Annotated in this window: 13 protein-coding genes and 1 pseudogene; 11 read left to right on the forward strand and 3 right to left on the reverse strand. The window is 58.8% G+C overall.

From position 1 onward, the window contains the following. Positions 1 to 210 precede the first annotated feature (210 nt). The 5 genes from malK to ubiA all read left to right on the forward strand — a co-directional run bounded on the left by malK (position 211) and on the right by ubiA (position 5303). Positions 211 to 1320 (forward strand): maltose/maltodextrin ABC transporter ATP-binding protein MalK, encoded by a 1110-nt coding sequence (gene malK, locus ABLX76_RS13960; protein WP_025713802.1) that lies wholly within the window; start codon positions 211 to 213, stop codon positions 1318 to 1320. An 85-nt stretch (positions 1321 to 1405) separates the two neighbouring features. Beyond that, positions 1406 to 2695 carry a maltoporin gene (locus tag ABLX76_RS13965; protein WP_002884747.1) on the forward strand — a complete coding sequence of 430 codons (1290 nt, stop codon included), beginning with the start codon at positions 1406 to 1408 and terminating at the stop codon, positions 2693 to 2695. A 114-nt stretch (positions 2696 to 2809) separates the two neighbouring features. Then, positions 2810 to 3739, forward strand: a complete 930-nt coding sequence (malM, locus tag ABLX76_RS13970; protein ID WP_008807310.1) for a maltose operon protein MalM — start codon at positions 2810 to 2812, stop codon at positions 3737 to 3739. A 187-nt stretch (positions 3740 to 3926) separates the two neighbouring features. After that, positions 3927 to 4424, forward strand: coding sequence for a chorismate lyase (gene ubiC, locus ABLX76_RS13975; protein WP_017900123.1), 498 nt, complete (start codon positions 3927 to 3929; stop codon positions 4422 to 4424). A gap of 12 nt (positions 4425 to 4436) precedes the next feature. After that, positions 4437 to 5303 carry a 4-hydroxybenzoate octaprenyltransferase gene (gene ubiA, locus ABLX76_RS13980; protein ID WP_002884808.1) on the forward strand — a complete coding sequence of 289 codons (867 nt, stop codon included), beginning with the start codon at positions 4437 to 4439 and terminating at the stop codon, positions 5301 to 5303. Between the two features lie 63 nt (positions 5304 to 5366). On the opposite strand, the gene plsB is transcribed toward ubiA, so the two are convergent. After that, positions 5367 to 7790: a glycerol-3-phosphate 1-O-acyltransferase PlsB gene (plsB, locus tag ABLX76_RS13985; protein ID WP_348874682.1), complete on the reverse strand. Its 2424-nt coding sequence runs from the start codon at positions 7788 to 7790 to the stop codon at positions 5367 to 5369. A gap of 128 nt (positions 7791 to 7918) precedes the next feature. Here plsB and ABLX76_RS13990 point away from each other — a divergent pair, with 128 nt between their 5' ends. From ABLX76_RS13990 to dinF, 3 genes are all read left to right on the forward strand, one after another. Beyond that, entirely contained in the window at positions 7919 to 8287 is a 369-nt protein-coding gene (locus tag ABLX76_RS13990) for a diacylglycerol kinase (RefSeq protein ID WP_004206290.1), read from the forward strand. A gap of 122 nt (positions 8288 to 8409) precedes the next feature. After that, positions 8410 to 9018, forward strand: coding sequence for a transcriptional repressor LexA (lexA, locus tag ABLX76_RS13995; RefSeq protein WP_004206291.1), 609 nt, complete (start codon positions 8410 to 8412; stop codon positions 9016 to 9018). Positions 9019 to 9087: 69 nt separating this feature from the next. Beyond that, positions 9088 to 10404: an MATE family efflux transporter DinF gene (gene dinF / locus ABLX76_RS14000; RefSeq protein ID WP_044525128.1), complete on the forward strand. Its 1317-nt coding sequence runs from the start codon at positions 9088 to 9090 to the stop codon at positions 10402 to 10404. Positions 10405 to 10464: 60 nt separating this feature from the next. On the opposite strand, the pseudogene ABLX76_RS14005 reads toward dinF, so the two are convergent. After that, a pseudogene (locus ABLX76_RS14005) lies at positions 10465 to 10576 on the reverse strand (hypothetical protein); the annotation flags it as partial. A gap of 65 nt (positions 10577 to 10641) precedes the next feature. Between ABLX76_RS14005 and ABLX76_RS14010 the strand changes: the two are divergent. Continuing rightward, on the forward strand, positions 10642 to 10851 hold the full coding sequence (locus tag ABLX76_RS14010) for a CsbD family protein (protein WP_023291626.1): 210 nt from the start codon (positions 10642 to 10644) through the stop codon (positions 10849 to 10851). Between the two features lie 95 nt (positions 10852 to 10946). Here the strand turns inward: ABLX76_RS14010 and zur are convergent, their stop codons facing one another. Next, positions 10947 to 11462, reverse strand: coding sequence for a zinc uptake transcriptional repressor Zur (gene zur / locus ABLX76_RS14015; RefSeq protein WP_023291627.1), 516 nt, complete (start codon positions 11460 to 11462; stop codon positions 10947 to 10949). A 247-nt stretch (positions 11463 to 11709) separates the two neighbouring features. Here zur and ABLX76_RS14020 point away from each other — a divergent pair, with 247 nt between their 5' ends. Continuing rightward, positions 11710 to 12198 carry a cupin domain-containing protein gene (locus ABLX76_RS14020; RefSeq protein WP_023291628.1) on the forward strand — a complete coding sequence of 163 codons (489 nt, stop codon included), beginning with the start codon at positions 11710 to 11712 and terminating at the stop codon, positions 12196 to 12198. A 100-nt stretch (positions 12199 to 12298) separates the two neighbouring features. Continuing rightward, positions 12299 to 13297 carry a tRNA dihydrouridine(20/20a) synthase DusA gene (dusA, locus tag ABLX76_RS14025; protein ID WP_072199093.1) on the forward strand — a complete coding sequence of 333 codons (999 nt, stop codon included), beginning with the start codon at positions 12299 to 12301 and terminating at the stop codon, positions 13295 to 13297. The last annotated feature ends 132 nt before the right edge of the window (positions 13298 to 13429 follow it).

The raw sequence follows: 13429 nt of genomic DNA on the forward strand, positions 1-13429 counted from the left end.
CACAGAAAAAAGCGCCCAATTTTGTCGCCTCCATCACGAAATCACCCGCTGCCCGCCATCCCCCGCGGCGAGAGCCAATCTCTCATCCTCCCATCTCCTCCCCCATAAAAAAGCCGGGGGGTGGAGGATTTGCCCGGCTAATGAATGCCGCATAGTCGACCCATCTTGAATGTGACTGTTAGTGACAGGTTGTAACGAAGGGAGAAGGGCATGGCGAGCGTACAGCTGCGAAATGTAACGAAAGCCTGGGGTGACGTGGTGGTATCGAAAGATATCAATCTCGATATCCACGAAGGGGAATTCGTCGTGTTTGTCGGGCCATCGGGCTGCGGCAAATCTACCCTGCTGCGTATGATTGCCGGGTTAGAAACTATTACCAGCGGGGACCTGTTTATCGGTGACACCCGCATGAACGAGATCCCACCGGCAGAACGCGGCGTTGGGATGGTATTCCAGTCTTATGCGCTCTATCCCCACCTTTCCGTTGCGGAAAATATGTCGTTTGGCCTGAAGCTGGCCGGCGCGAAAAAAGATCTGATTAACCAGCGAGTGACCCAGGTGGCGGAAGTGCTGCAGCTGGCCCATCTGCTGGAGCGTAAACCGAAAGCCCTCTCCGGCGGTCAGCGCCAGCGTGTGGCGATTGGCCGTACGCTGGTGGCTGAGCCGAGCGTCTTCCTGCTGGATGAGCCGCTCTCCAACCTCGATGCCGCCCTGCGCGTTCAGATGCGTATCGAAATCTCCCGTCTGCATAAGCGACTGGGCCGCACCATGATCTATGTGACCCACGATCAGGTTGAAGCGATGACCCTCGCGGACAAGATCGTGGTCCTCGACGCCGGCCGTGTGGCGCAGGTCGGGAAACCGCTGGAACTCTATCACTATCCGGCTGACCGCTTCGTCGCCGGCTTTATCGGTTCACCGAAGATGAACTTCCTGCCGGTCAAAGTTACCGCGACGGCTATCGATCAGGTGCAGGTTGAACTGCCAAACCGTCAGCAAATCTGGCTACCGGTGGACAGCGCCAACGTTCAGGTGGGCGCCAACATGTCCTTAGGTATCCGCCCGGAGCATTTACTGCCCAGCGATATCGCCGATGTGACCCTCGAAGGCGAGGTTCAGGTTGTCGAGCAGTTAGGTCACGAAACGCAAATTCATATCCAGATCCCCGCCATCCGTCAAAACCTGGTCTACCGCCAGAACGACGTGGTGTTGGTAGAAGAGGGAGCCACATTCGCTATCGGTTTGCCGCCAGAACGTTGCCATTTATTCCGTGAGGATGGCACCGCTTGTCGTCGGCTGCATAAAGAGCCGGGCGTGTAAGGCTTCCCATTAAAAAAAGGCGCGAACCCGGCTGGCGGTACACCGGCGAAGCGTGCAAAGAAAAGCAATGATCTCAGGAGATAGAATGATGATTACTCTGCGCAAACTTCCACTGGCGGTCGCCGTCGCGGCAGGCGTTATGTCTGCTCAGGCGCTGGCTGTCGATTTCCATGGCTACGCGCGTTCCGGCATTGGCTGGACCGGCAGCGGCGGCGAGCAACAGTGCTTCAAAGCGACCGGCGCTCAAAGTAAATACCGTCTTGGTAACGAATGTGAAACCTATGCGGAACTGAAGCTGGGCCAGGAGCTGTGGAAGGAAGGAGATAAGAGTTTTTATTTCGATACTAACGTTGCCTATTCCGTGAATCAGGAAGATGACTGGGAAAGCACCTCTCCGGCGTTCCGTGAAGCCAACATCCAGGGTAAAAACCTGATCGACTGGCTGCCGGGCTCCACGCTGTGGGCGGGTAAACGCTTCTATCAGCGTCATGACGTTCACATGATCGACTTCTACTACTGGGATATCTCCGGCCCGGGTGCAGGTCTGGAAAACGTTGACCTTGGCTTCGGTAAGCTCTCTCTGGCCGCTACCCGTAACTCAGAAAGCGGCGGTTCTTATACTTTCTCCAGCGATGACACCAAGAAATATGCTGCGAAAACTGCCAACGACGTCTTTGACATCCGTCTGGCGGGCCTGGAAACCAACCCGGGCGGTGTACTGGAGTTAGGCGTCGATTACGGCCGTGCGAACCCGCAGGATGACTATCGCCTGGAAGACGGCGCGTCGAAAGACGGCTGGATGTGGACCGGTGAACATACTCAGTCCATCTGGGGCGGCTTCAACAAGTTTGTGGTTCAGTACGCCACTGACGCAATGACCTCCTGGAACAGCGGCCACTCTCAAGGGACCAGCATCGATAACAACGGCAGCATGATCCGCGTTCTGGATCACGGCGCGATGGACTTCAACGATGACTGGGGCCTGATGTACGTTGCGATGTACCAGGACGTGGATCTGGACAGCAAAAACGGCTCCACCTGGTACACCGTGGGTGTTCGTCCGATGTACAAATGGACGCCGATCATGAGCACCCAGCTGGAAATCGGTTACGACAACGTGAAATCTCAGCGTACCAGCGAAAACAACAACCAGTACAAAATCACTCTGGCTCAACAGTGGCAGGCAGGCAACAGCGTCTGGTCTCGTCCGGCTATCCGTATCTTCGCAACCTACGCGAAGTGGGATGAAAACTGGGGCTACAGCAACACCTCTGGTCTGCAGACGAAAGACAGCAGCGGAAGCGGCGCTTTCACCTCCAGCCGCGGTGACGACAGCGAAGTTACCTTCGGTGCCCAGATGGAAGTGTGGTGGTAATACCGTCCGCAGGACGGGTGTAACCTGGGAGGGGCATCGGCCCCTCCTGACTATTCAGGGTTAGCGCGCTATTGCCTGGCTACCGCTAAACCGATGCTATCCAAGGTGAGAAGAATGAAAATGAAGAAAACTCTCGTCGCTCTGTGTTTATCCGCAGGGATGTTGGCATGCGTGCCGGGGATGAGCCTTGCCGATGTGAACTTTGTACCGCAGAACACCAGCGCCGCGCCGTCTATTCCAGCCAGCGCGCTGCAGCAGCTGATCTGGACGCCTGCCGATCAATCGAAGACGCAGAGCGTAGATTTAACCACCGGCGGTCAACGCCTGGATGTTCCAGGGATCGTCGGACCGGTCGCCGCCTGGAGCGTGCCGGCCAATATCGGTGAGCTGACCCTGACCCTCGACAGCGAACTGAACAAACATAAGCAGATTTTTGCGCCGAACGTGCTGATTCTCGACCAGAACATGACGCCAGCGGCGTTCTTTCCCAGCAACTACTTTACCTATCAGCAGCCGGGCGTGATGACTGCCGATCGCCTGGGCGGTGTGATGCGCCTGACCCCGGCGCTGGGCCAGCAGAAGCTCTATGTGCTGGTGTTTACCACTGAGAAAGATCTCCAGCAGACCACCACCCTGCTGGATCCGGCGAAGGCCTATGCCAAAGGCGCAGGCAATGCGGCGCCGGACATCCCGGATCCGATCGCCAAACATACCACCGATGGCGTGCTGAAGCTGAAAGTGAAAACCAACAGCACCTCCAGCGTGCTGGTGGGGCCGCTGTTCGGCTCCTCCGGCCCGGGCCCGGTCACCGTCGGTAACACCGCGGCGCCGGTAGCTGCGCCAGCCGCCGCAGCCGCTGCGGCGCCGGCCGCCAAAAGCGAACCGATGCTCAGCGATACTGAGACCTACTTCAACAACGGTATTAAGCAGGCGGTGAAACAAGGTGACATCGACAAAGCCCTGAAATTGATGAACGAAGCTGAGCGCCTCGGCTCCAAATCCGCTCGTTCCACCTTTATCAGCAGTGTAAAAGGCAAGGGGTAATCGTCTCCCCACAATGCTGATGTTTAGGCACAGCCTTTAGGTGCATCCTCCGGGATGCACCTTTTTTTGCACGCGCGGCGGTCTGTTGCATGGCTGTTGCGTGAATGATCGTATATTGACGTTTGCCCGCCACCAACCGCCTATTCTGCGATACAATGCTCTCACGTTATGTACCGGAGAATCAGGCATGTCCCATCCTGCGCTTACGCGACTGCGTGCGCTGCGCTATTTTGCCGTTATGCCGCCCCTGGCGCCGCCCCTGAGTGACTGGCTGCTGCTGGAGGACTCAATGACCCAGCGTTTTGAGCAACAAGGAAAGCAGGTCACCGTCACCCTGGTTAACGAAGGGTATATCGGGCGTGAGGCGCTGGCTGACGAAGCGGCTCTGTTGCCCGACGAGCCGCGCTACTGGCTGCGGGAGATTATACTCAATGCCGATGGCGAGCCCTGGCTGGCCGGGCGCACGGTGGTGCCGGAGTCGACGCTGTGTGGGCCGGAGCTGGCGCTACAGCAGCTCGGGCAGACCCCGCTGGGCCGATACCTGTTCACGTCGTCGACGTTAACCCGCGATTTTATTGAAATTGGTCGCGATGCAGCGCTGTGGGGGCGTCGTTCCCGTCTGCGGCTGAGCGGCAAACCCCTGCTGCTGACCGAGCTGTTTTTGCCTGCGTCGCCGTTGTACTAAGAGGAAGAAAAAATGGAGTGGAGTCTGTCGCAGAATAAGCTGTTGGCGTTTCATCGCCTGATGCGCACTGACAAACCGATCGGCGCCTTGCTGCTGCTGTGGCCGACGCTGTGGGCGCTGTGGGTGGCCTCGCCGGGCGTCCCGCCGCTGTGGATCCTGGCGGTATTCGTCGCCGGCGTCTGGCTGATGCGCGCCGCCGGCTGCGTGGTGAATGACTATGCCGATCGAAAATTTGATGGTCACGTAAAGCGTACCGCCCGCCGTCCGCTGCCGAGCGGCGACGTCACCGAGAAAGAGGCGCGAACGCTGTTTATCGTTCTGGTGCTGCTCTCCTTCCTGCTGGTGCTCACCCTCAACACCATGACGATTTTGCTGTCGGTGGCGGCGCTGGCGCTGGCGTGGGTCTATCCGTTTATGAAGCGCTACACCCATCTGCCGCAGGTGGTGCTGGGGGCGGCCTTTGGCTGGTCGATTCCAATGGCCTTCTCGGCCGTCAGCGAATCGCTGCCGCTGAGCTGCTGGCTGATGTTCCTCGCCAACATTCTGTGGGCGGTGGCCTACGATACCCAGTATGCGATGGTGGATCGCGATGACGACGTCAAGATCGGCATTAAATCGACGGCGATCCTGTTCGGCGAAAACGATCGTCTGATTATCGGTATCCTGCAGGTGGCCGTGCTGGCGCTGATGGGCGCGGTAGGCTGGCTGAACGGGCTGGGCTGGGAATACTACTGGTCGCTGTTCGTGGCGGCGGGTCTGTTTGGCTGGCAGCAGAAGCTTATCTTCAATCGCGACCGCGATAACTGCTTTAAAGCGTTTATGAACAATAACTACGTCGGGCTGGTGCTGTTCCTCGGCCTGGCGATGAGCTACCTGTAAAATCCCTGTCCCCCTCCTTGCCCCCCGGTTTGCCGGGGGGCGAGGAGGACAGCAAACGCCGCGTTACGCGTCGTCCTGCGTGACGCTTTCGATAGTCAGACGTACATCCGACGTAATCAAATCCGCCAGCATCCGATAGACCTTCAGGGTCTCTTCCGGCTCGGCATCGCCCGTATCGCTGATATAGCCTTCATCGCGCAGGGTCAATACCAGGGTACTGAACACCGCTTTATCGAAGAACTCCGGCGCGTTGATGCCATGCAGCACCGACAGGCGCTGAGCCACGGTACGGCTCTCTTTCTCCAGCGAGCTGCGGTTGATCGACGGGTTAGCGCTCAGCAGCCAGAAGGTAATGGCGTAGCGCTGCAGCGTCTCGCGGGCGCCTGCGGCCAACAGCTGCAGAGAGCGAGAGTGCGACGGGTTGAGGCTCATCACATCGCCATCGATGACGATCAGCTCCTGACGCAGCATCTCGGCAATCAGCGCATCCATCACTCCGGCCAGCTCCGCTTTCTCCCAGCGCAGGAACAGCTCGGCTTTAAGGAACGGATAGAGCGTTTCCACATGGCGCAGCACTTCGGCGCGGCTGAGATGACGATGCTGAGTCACCAGGGCGGCTAACAGCGACGGCATCACCAGCATATGGGCGATGTTGTTGCGATAGTAGGTCATCAGCACCGCCTGCTCGCGCGGCAGAATGATGATGTCGCCAATGGTGTCTTTCTCGACTTCGAACTTGTTCATCTGCAGCGCGTGGTCGATAAGTTCGCTGGCCGAAGCGGACGGCGCGGTGGCATCCGGCGAATAGGGCACATTGCGCAGCAGCGCGAGGTAACACTCCAGCTGCTGGGTGAGCTGCTCACGGGTCAGCGAACGCTGGCGGGAGGCCAGCAGCGCCGTACAGCAGAGGTTCATGGCGTTGGCCGCGCCGGCGTTGTTGATGCGTACCATCAGGTCAGCGGCGATGTTATTCACCGTCGGCGTCAGCCAGGAAGGGCGGACCGCTTCGATCGGGTCAATCGCTTCCCGCCACTCCGGCACATGGTGGTTCAGATAGGTCATCAGCGGCAGCGGTTCGCCGAAGTTAACGTAGCCCTGGCCAAGATTGCGCAGCTTGCTTAAGCCGCGCACCATCTGCGGCAGACTCTCTTTCTCTTTGGTGGCGCCGCGCAGCTCTTTGGCATAGGTCCCTACCTCCATCACGTGCTCGTAGCCGATGTAAATCGGCACCAGGGTGATCGGCCGGGTGCCGCCGCGCAGCATCGCCTGGATGGTCATCGACAGCGTACCGGTCTTCGGATCGAGCAGACGGCCGGTACGGGAGCGGCCGCCTTCGACGAAATACTCCACGGAATAGCCGCGGCTGAACAGTTCGCCAAGGTACTCGCGGAACACCGTGGAGTAGAGCTTATTGCCCTTAAAGGTGCGGCGAATAAAGAACGCGCCGAGGCGGCGGAAGATTGGCCCGGCTGGCCAGAAGTTAAGGTTGATACCCGCCGCGATATGCGGTGGCACCAGCCCCTGGTGGTACAGGACGTAAGAGAGCAGCAGATAGTCCATGTGGCTGCGGTGGCAGGGGACATAGACAATCTCATGGCCGTCGTGCGCCAGCTGGCGTACGCGCTCGGCGTTATGCACGTTGATGCCCTGGTACAGGCGGTTCCAGGTGAAGCCGAGAATGCGGTCGGTCAGGCGGATCATCTCGTAAGAGAAGTTCGCGGAAATCTCTTCCATCAGCGCAATCGCGTTCTGCTGGGCCTTCTCGTGGGAAATTTTCTTGCTGCGCGCTTCGTCTTCCACCGCCCGGGCAATGGCCTTCGACGCCAGCAGCTTGTTAAACAGATCCTGGCGGGCCGGCAGACGCGGGCCGACGGCGGCCAGGCGCTGGCGGGCAAAATGCATCCGCGCGACACGAGCCAGTTTCTGGGCGATGATCTTATCGGTACCGTGCTCATCCGCCATGCGGCGCAGCGATACGGAAGGCGAGAAGCGCACGAAGCTATCGCGGCCGAGCCAGGAGACGGCGAAAAATTTCTGAATGCCGTTAAGCATCCGCAGCGGCGGATTAACTTCCCCTTTCTCACGACCCGGCGAGCGGCCGAACATCACCGACACCGGCACCATTTGCACATCGAGATCCGGATGGTTGCGGTGCAGATCGAGGTAGTCGTGGAACAGCTTGATGGACTCTTCTTTTGGCGTGTAGTAGGTGAATACGCGCGGCCCGCCGTGGATGAATACGTAGCGCGGCAGCAGGGCGCCGTCGATTTCCAGCGGTTCAAGCGGGTCAGGTAAATCATGCGCCAGACATTGGGCGCGCAGCGTCAGCAGGTCCGCCTTGGAGTTATAGGGCAGGACGTACATGACCGGACGCGAGGTATCGAGTCCTAATTCCTGAGCAGGCTCTGCCGGAATAGACTTGCTTTTTACCAGCACCCGTAATGGTAAATTCAGTAATTTATAGTAAATTCGTTGCCAGCCGGACATAAACGATGTGAAGCCTCTGGTTAATCATGCAAATGCGCGGCAAGAATAACAGAAAGCGGGCAAAATTTCCGTTACCGCGCGGCAAACGCGTACACTCATCGACGTCATTTACATAAAAAGGTTTTGTGATGGCCAATAATACCACCGGGTTAACCCGAATCATTAAGGCGGCAGGTTACTCCTGGAAAGGATTTCGCGCGGCGTGGATCAACGAGGCCGCATTTCGTCAGGAAGGTGTCGCCGCCATCGTGGCCGTCGCGATAGCCTGCTGGCTGGACGTCGACGCCATCACCCGCGTATTGCTGATTGGCTCGGTCCTGCTAGTGATGATAGTCGAAATTCTCAACAGCGCGATTGAGGCGGTCGTGGACCGTATTGGCTCGGATTATCACGAGCTTTCAGGGCGCGCCAAAGACATGGGGTCGGCGGCGGTCCTGCTGGCGATTATCATCGCGCTGATCACCTGGGGAACGCTGCTGTGGAGCCATTATCACTAACGTTCTTCGCTAACCCTCGCAAAATATAAACAATCTGCCGATTTTTGTGTGCCATGTGGTTCCAAAATCACCGTTAGCTGTATATACTCACAGCATAACTGTATATACACCCAGGGGGCGGAATGAAAGCGTTAACGACCAGGCAGCAAGAGGTGTTTGATCTCATTCGGGATCATATCAGCCAGACGGGCATGCCGCCGACGCGTGCGGAGATTGCTCAGCGCTTGGGGTTCCGTTCCCCAAACGCGGCGGAAGAACACCTGAAAGCGCTGGCGCGTAAAGGCGCAATCGAGATCGTCTCCGGCGCCTCGCGCGGTATCCGCCTGCTGACGGAAGAAGAGCACGGCCTGCCGCTGATCGGCCGCGTCGCCGCCGGTGAGCCGCTGCTGGCGCAGCAGCATATTGAAGGCCACTATCAGGTCGACCCGTCGATGTTCAAGCCCAACGCCGATTTTCTGCTGCGCGTCAGCGGGATGTCGATGAAAGACATCGGTATTCTGGATGGCGATCTGCTGGCGGTCCACAAAACCCAGGATGTGCGTAACGGCCAGGTGGTGGTAGCGCGCATTGACGATGAAGTGACGGTGAAGCGCCTGAAAAAGCAGGGCAACGTCGTCGAACTGTTGCCGGAAAACAGCGAATTTACCCCTATCGTTGTCGATCTGCGTCAGCAGAGTTTTACCATTGAGGGTCTGGCCGTTGGCGTGATCCGTAATGGAGAATGGCTGTAACGCCTGCCCCCGCGCAGCGTCATCTGATGCATGACGCTGCGACGTTTGTCCTCAATCAGGTCTCCGAACATGCTGCTCAACGCTGCCGATAAAGCGCTGTGGCGCCTTGCACTCCCCATGATTTTCTCCAATATCACCGTCCCGCTGCTGGGGCTGGTGGATACCGCGGTGATCGGCCACCTTGACAGCCCGGTATACCTCGGCGGCGTCGCGGTCGGAGCGACGGCCACCAGTTTCCTGTTTATGCTGCTGCTGTTTCTTCGCATGAGCACCACCGGGCTGACCGCTCAGGCCTGGGGGGCCAAAGATCCGCTGCGACTGGCGCGGGCGCTGGTGCAGCCGCTGGCTCTGGCGCTGGGCGCCGGGGTGTTGATTATCCTGTTTCGCCTGCCGTTGATTAACCTCGCCCTGCATATCGTCGGCGGCAGCGAGGCGGTTCTCGAGCAGGCGAGACGGTTTCTCGATATCCGCTGGCTCAGCGCTCCCGCGTCGCTGGCCAACCTTGTGCTGCTCGGCTGGCTGCTGGGGGTCCAGTACGCCCGGGCGCCGGTGATTTTGCTGGTGGTCGGTAATCTGTTGAATATTGTGCTCGACCTGTGGCTGGTGATGGGCCTGCGGATGAACGTCCAGGGGGCGGCGCTGGCCACGGTCACTGCGGAGTACGCCACACTCATTATCGGCCTGATGATGGCGAAGCGGGTGCTGACGCTGCGCGGCGTGTCGCTGGCGATGCTGAAAAACGCCTGGCGTGGCGACATGCGCCGTCTGCTGGCGTTGAATCGCGACATCATGCTGCGCTCCCTGCTGCTGCAGCTGTGCTTTGGCGCGCTGACCGTCTACGGCGCCCGTCTGGGCAGCGATATCGTGGCGGTCAACGCCGTACTGATGACCATGCTGACCTTTACCGCCTACGCGCTGGATGGCTTTGCCTATGCCGTGGAGGCCCACTCCGGCCAGGCCTACGGCGCGCGCGACGGCAGCCAGCTGCTGGAGGTATGGCGGGCGGCCTGCCGGCAGTCCGGTATGGTGGCGCTGGCGTTTGCCCTGGTTTACAGCCTGGCGGGGGAGTACATCATCGCGCTGTTAACCTCACTGCCTTCCCTGCAGCAGCTGGCCGATCGCTATCTGATCTGGCAGACCATCCTGCCGGTGGTCGGGGTCTGGTGCTATCTGCTGGACGGCATGTTTATCGGCGCGACGCGCGGCGCGGAGATGCGGAACAGTATGGCGGTCGCCGCGGCCGGCTTCGCCGTGACGCTGCTTACGGTCCCGGCGCTCGGCAATCACGGCCTGTGGCTGGCGCTGGCGGTGTTTCTCGCGCTGCGAGGCCTGTCGCTGGCGCTGATCTGGCGCCGCCACTGGCGACGCGGCACTTGGTTTAGTTAGCCCTTTCTCTAGCTCGCCGTTATCGGTGAACGTCCTCCGGTCGCGCCAGGCTTGCCGGAGCGACTCAGTAGCCCGGCCGAGCGTAGCGCGTGCCGGGAAAACCACCTTCAGCGTTTCCAGTGAGGGCTATGGTTAAAAATTCCGAATAACGAATCGGCGCCAGCATTCTCATCTATAGTTAATACCATGTCCGGCACAAAACGGGCTGTAAACCCACCGAATGATGAGGACGTTATCATGAATAAAGACGAAATCGGCGGTAACTGGAAACAGTTGAAAGGTAAAGCCAAGGAACAGTGGGGCAAACTTACCGATGACGATATGACCGTAATCGAAGGGAAGCGCGACCAGCTGGTCGGCAAAATTCAGGAGCGTTACGGCTATGAGAAAGATCAGGCTGAGAAAGAAGTCTCAGACTGGGAGCATAAGAACGACTATCGCTGGTAGCGTTCCGTGATCCGAAGAATGAAGCATTTGTGTTAGTGCCTGTCTAAATGGCGCAGGGACGCGCCGTTAACCCTTTTTCCCGCTGCGGCTGCCGCTCAGCGGGCTTTCTTTTTGAGCTGAATCGTATGATCGTGCTGGCAGTGTCCCGGCGTGCTGCAGGCTTCCACTTCCACGCAGCTCGCGCAAAGGCCATGAGCTTCAATCACGTTGTGGCGCAGGGCGAAGCCCATTCTGGCCGCCAGCGTGTGCATGATATCTTCCACCCCTTCAGCTGCCTCTTCCTTCACCACGCCGCAGCGGTCGCAGATAAACATGGCCGAGCTGTGGGTTGGCTGGTCAAAGAGATGACACAGCACATAGCTGTTGGTCGATTCCACCTTGTGGACAAAACCCTGCTCGAGTAAGAACTCCAGCGCGCGGTAGACCGTCGGCGGCTTTGCCTGCGGCTCTTTCTCGCGCAGCAGATCCAGCAGGTCGTAGGCGCTGATTGCCCCTTGCTGCAGGCTCATCAGGCGCAACACTTCCAGACGCTGTGGGGTCAGGCGTACGCCGCGTTGCGCACACAGCTTTTCAGCATGCGCTAACATCTCTTGCGAAGGGGACTTATCCATGAGCATCCTCAGGTTGCGTGAAATTGAATCTGTTACTTTATCACGTTCCGCGGAAAACGCCGAGACCCGACGGGTGATGCGGGTCATACTTCAGATTGTCGGCGCCAGTCCACTCCCTGGCGCTGGCCGCTGACGCTCGTGGAGGCTGCGCCTTAGCCGGCCGCTAAAACCGTATGCCCGATTTAATCGCAACACGCCTGACCCAGGGTATGCTATATCTGAAGTGTCTCATTTTCGGGAGAAAACGATGAAACGACCTGATTGCATTCGCCACTGGCGCGAACTGGAAGGGCCCGACGATGCCACTTATCCCGACAGCCCGGAGCGTTTTTCCATTGGCGCGCCGCTGGGGCGCGGTTTACGCCTCAACCGGCTGGGGATCCACCACGAGAGACTGCCGCCCGGGCGGCGCACCTCTTACCCGCACGCGGAGAGCGATGAGGAAGAGTTCATCTATGTGCTGGAGGGCTATCCGGAAGTGTGGATAAACGGCTATCTCTGGAAGCTGGAGCCGGGCGATAGCGTAGGTTTCCCCGCCGGCACCGGCGTTTGCCACACTTTTCTCAATAACACCGAGCAGGAGGTTCGTCTGTTGGTGGTGGGTGAGGCCAACAAAAAGTACAACCGAATTTACTACCCGCTCAATCCCGGCTATGCCGCGACGCGCCAGGATCGCTGGGTTGATCATCCGCCGCAGTTCTTTGGCCCACATGATGGCAAACCGCGGATAAAGTAATCGACACCGGGAAGGGGCGAAGCGCGGCGCACTACGCGCCTGTGGTTTATCTTTATGCTATAGTAGCGCCCCTTTTTACCCGGATGCTTATTTATTCGCCATGATGCCTGAATCAACGTCACCTGTTTTTCCTGCTCACCGCTTCTCCATCGCGCCGATGCTCGACTGGACTGACCGGCATTGCCGCTACTTCCTGCGGCTGCTGTCGCGGCATACGCTGCTGTATACCGAAATGGTGACCACCGGGGCGATTATTCACGGCAAAGGGGACTATCTGGCCTATAGCGAAGAAGAACACCCGGTTGCTCTGCAGCTCGGCGGCAGCGATCCGCAGGCCCTGGCGCAGTGCGCGAAGCTGGCCGAGGCGCGCGGCTATGATGAGATCAATCTCAACGTCGGCTGCCCCTCCGATCGGGTGCAGAACGGGATGTTTGGCGCCTGTCTGATGGGGAATGCCCAGCTGGTGGCCGACTGTATCAAAGCGATGCGCGATGTGGTGTCGATCCCGGTCACGGTGAAGACCCGTATCGGCATCGACGACCAGGATAGCTATGAATTCCTTTGCGATTTCATTGAGACGGTCTCCGGCAAGGGCGAATGTGAGATGTTTATTATTCACGCCCGCAAAGCCTGGCTCTCCGGTCTGAGCCCGAAAGAGAACCGCGAGATCCCGCCGCTGGATTACCCCCGCGTCTGGCAGCTGAAGCGCGACTTCCCCCATCTGACGATGGCGATTAACGGCGGCATCAAATCGCTGGATGAAGTCAGAGCACAGCTTGAGCATATGGATGGGGTGATGGTCGGGCGTGAGGCCTATCAGAATCCGGGCATTCTGGCTTCGGTCGACCGGGAGATTTTCGGCGTCGCCGGTGCGGATGCCGATCCCGTGGCCGTCGTGCGGGCCATGTACCCGTATATTGAGCGCGAGCTCAGCAAGGGTACTTATCTGGGCCATATCACCCGTCATATGCTGGGACTGTTTCAGGGTATCCCGGGCGCCCGGCAGTGGCGTCGCTACCTGAGCGAGAATGCGCATAAAGCCGGCGCCGACATTGCGGTGCTGGAGCAGGCCCTGAAGCTGGTGGCCGATAAGCGTTAGTTTCTCACCAAAACCTGGTGAAATTGACCACGCCTCGCACACCATTGCGAGGCGTTTTCTTTTAAATTCAGTTGGTTATGGTTGGCATGTTTTTTGTAATACCTGCAGAGCGACATATTAATGACTGTGGGG

It is taken from the genome of Klebsiella sp. JB_Kp004 (assembly GCF_040065795.1).
GTDB classification, from domain to species: domain Bacteria; phylum Pseudomonadota; class Gammaproteobacteria; order Enterobacterales; family Enterobacteriaceae; genus Klebsiella; species Klebsiella quasipneumoniae.

Excerpts from the sequence above, each read along its gene's own strand:
- ABLX76_RS13965 (WP_002884747.1), top strand. The coding sequence starts at position 1,406 with ATGATGATTACTCTGCGCAAACTTCCACTGGCGGTCGCCGTCGCGGCA.
- zur (WP_023291627.1), bottom strand. The coding sequence starts at position 11,462 with ATGGATAAGTCCCCTTCGCAAGAGATGTTAGCGCATGCTGAAAAGCTG.
- lexA (WP_004206291.1), top strand. The coding sequence starts at position 8,410 with ATGAAAGCGTTAACGACCAGGCAGCAAGAGGTGTTTGATCTCATTCGG.
- ABLX76_RS14020 (WP_023291628.1), top strand. The coding sequence starts at position 11,710 with ATGAAACGACCTGATTGCATTCGCCACTGGCGCGAACTGGAAGGGCCC.
- dusA (WP_072199093.1), top strand. The coding sequence starts at position 12,299 with ATGATGCCTGAATCAACGTCACCTGTTTTTCCTGCTCACCGCTTCTCC.
- malM (WP_008807310.1), top strand. The coding sequence starts at position 2,810 with ATGAAAATGAAGAAAACTCTCGTCGCTCTGTGTTTATCCGCAGGGATG.
- ubiC (WP_017900123.1), top strand. The coding sequence starts at position 3,927 with ATGTCCCATCCTGCGCTTACGCGACTGCGTGCGCTGCGCTATTTTGCC.
- malK (WP_025713802.1), top strand. The coding sequence starts at position 211 with ATGGCGAGCGTACAGCTGCGAAATGTAACGAAAGCCTGGGGTGACGTG.
- ABLX76_RS13990 (WP_004206290.1), top strand. The coding sequence starts at position 7,919 with ATGGCCAATAATACCACCGGGTTAACCCGAATCATTAAGGCGGCAGGT.
- ABLX76_RS14010 (WP_023291626.1), top strand. The coding sequence starts at position 10,642 with ATGAATAAAGACGAAATCGGCGGTAACTGGAAACAGTTGAAAGGTAAA.
- dinF (WP_044525128.1), top strand. The coding sequence starts at position 9,088 with ATGCTGCTCAACGCTGCCGATAAAGCGCTGTGGCGCCTTGCACTCCCC.
- plsB (WP_348874682.1), bottom strand. The coding sequence starts at position 7,790 with ATGTCCGGCTGGCAACGAATTTACTATAAATTACTGAATTTACCATTA.
- ubiA (WP_002884808.1), top strand. The coding sequence starts at position 4,437 with ATGGAGTGGAGTCTGTCGCAGAATAAGCTGTTGGCGTTTCATCGCCTG.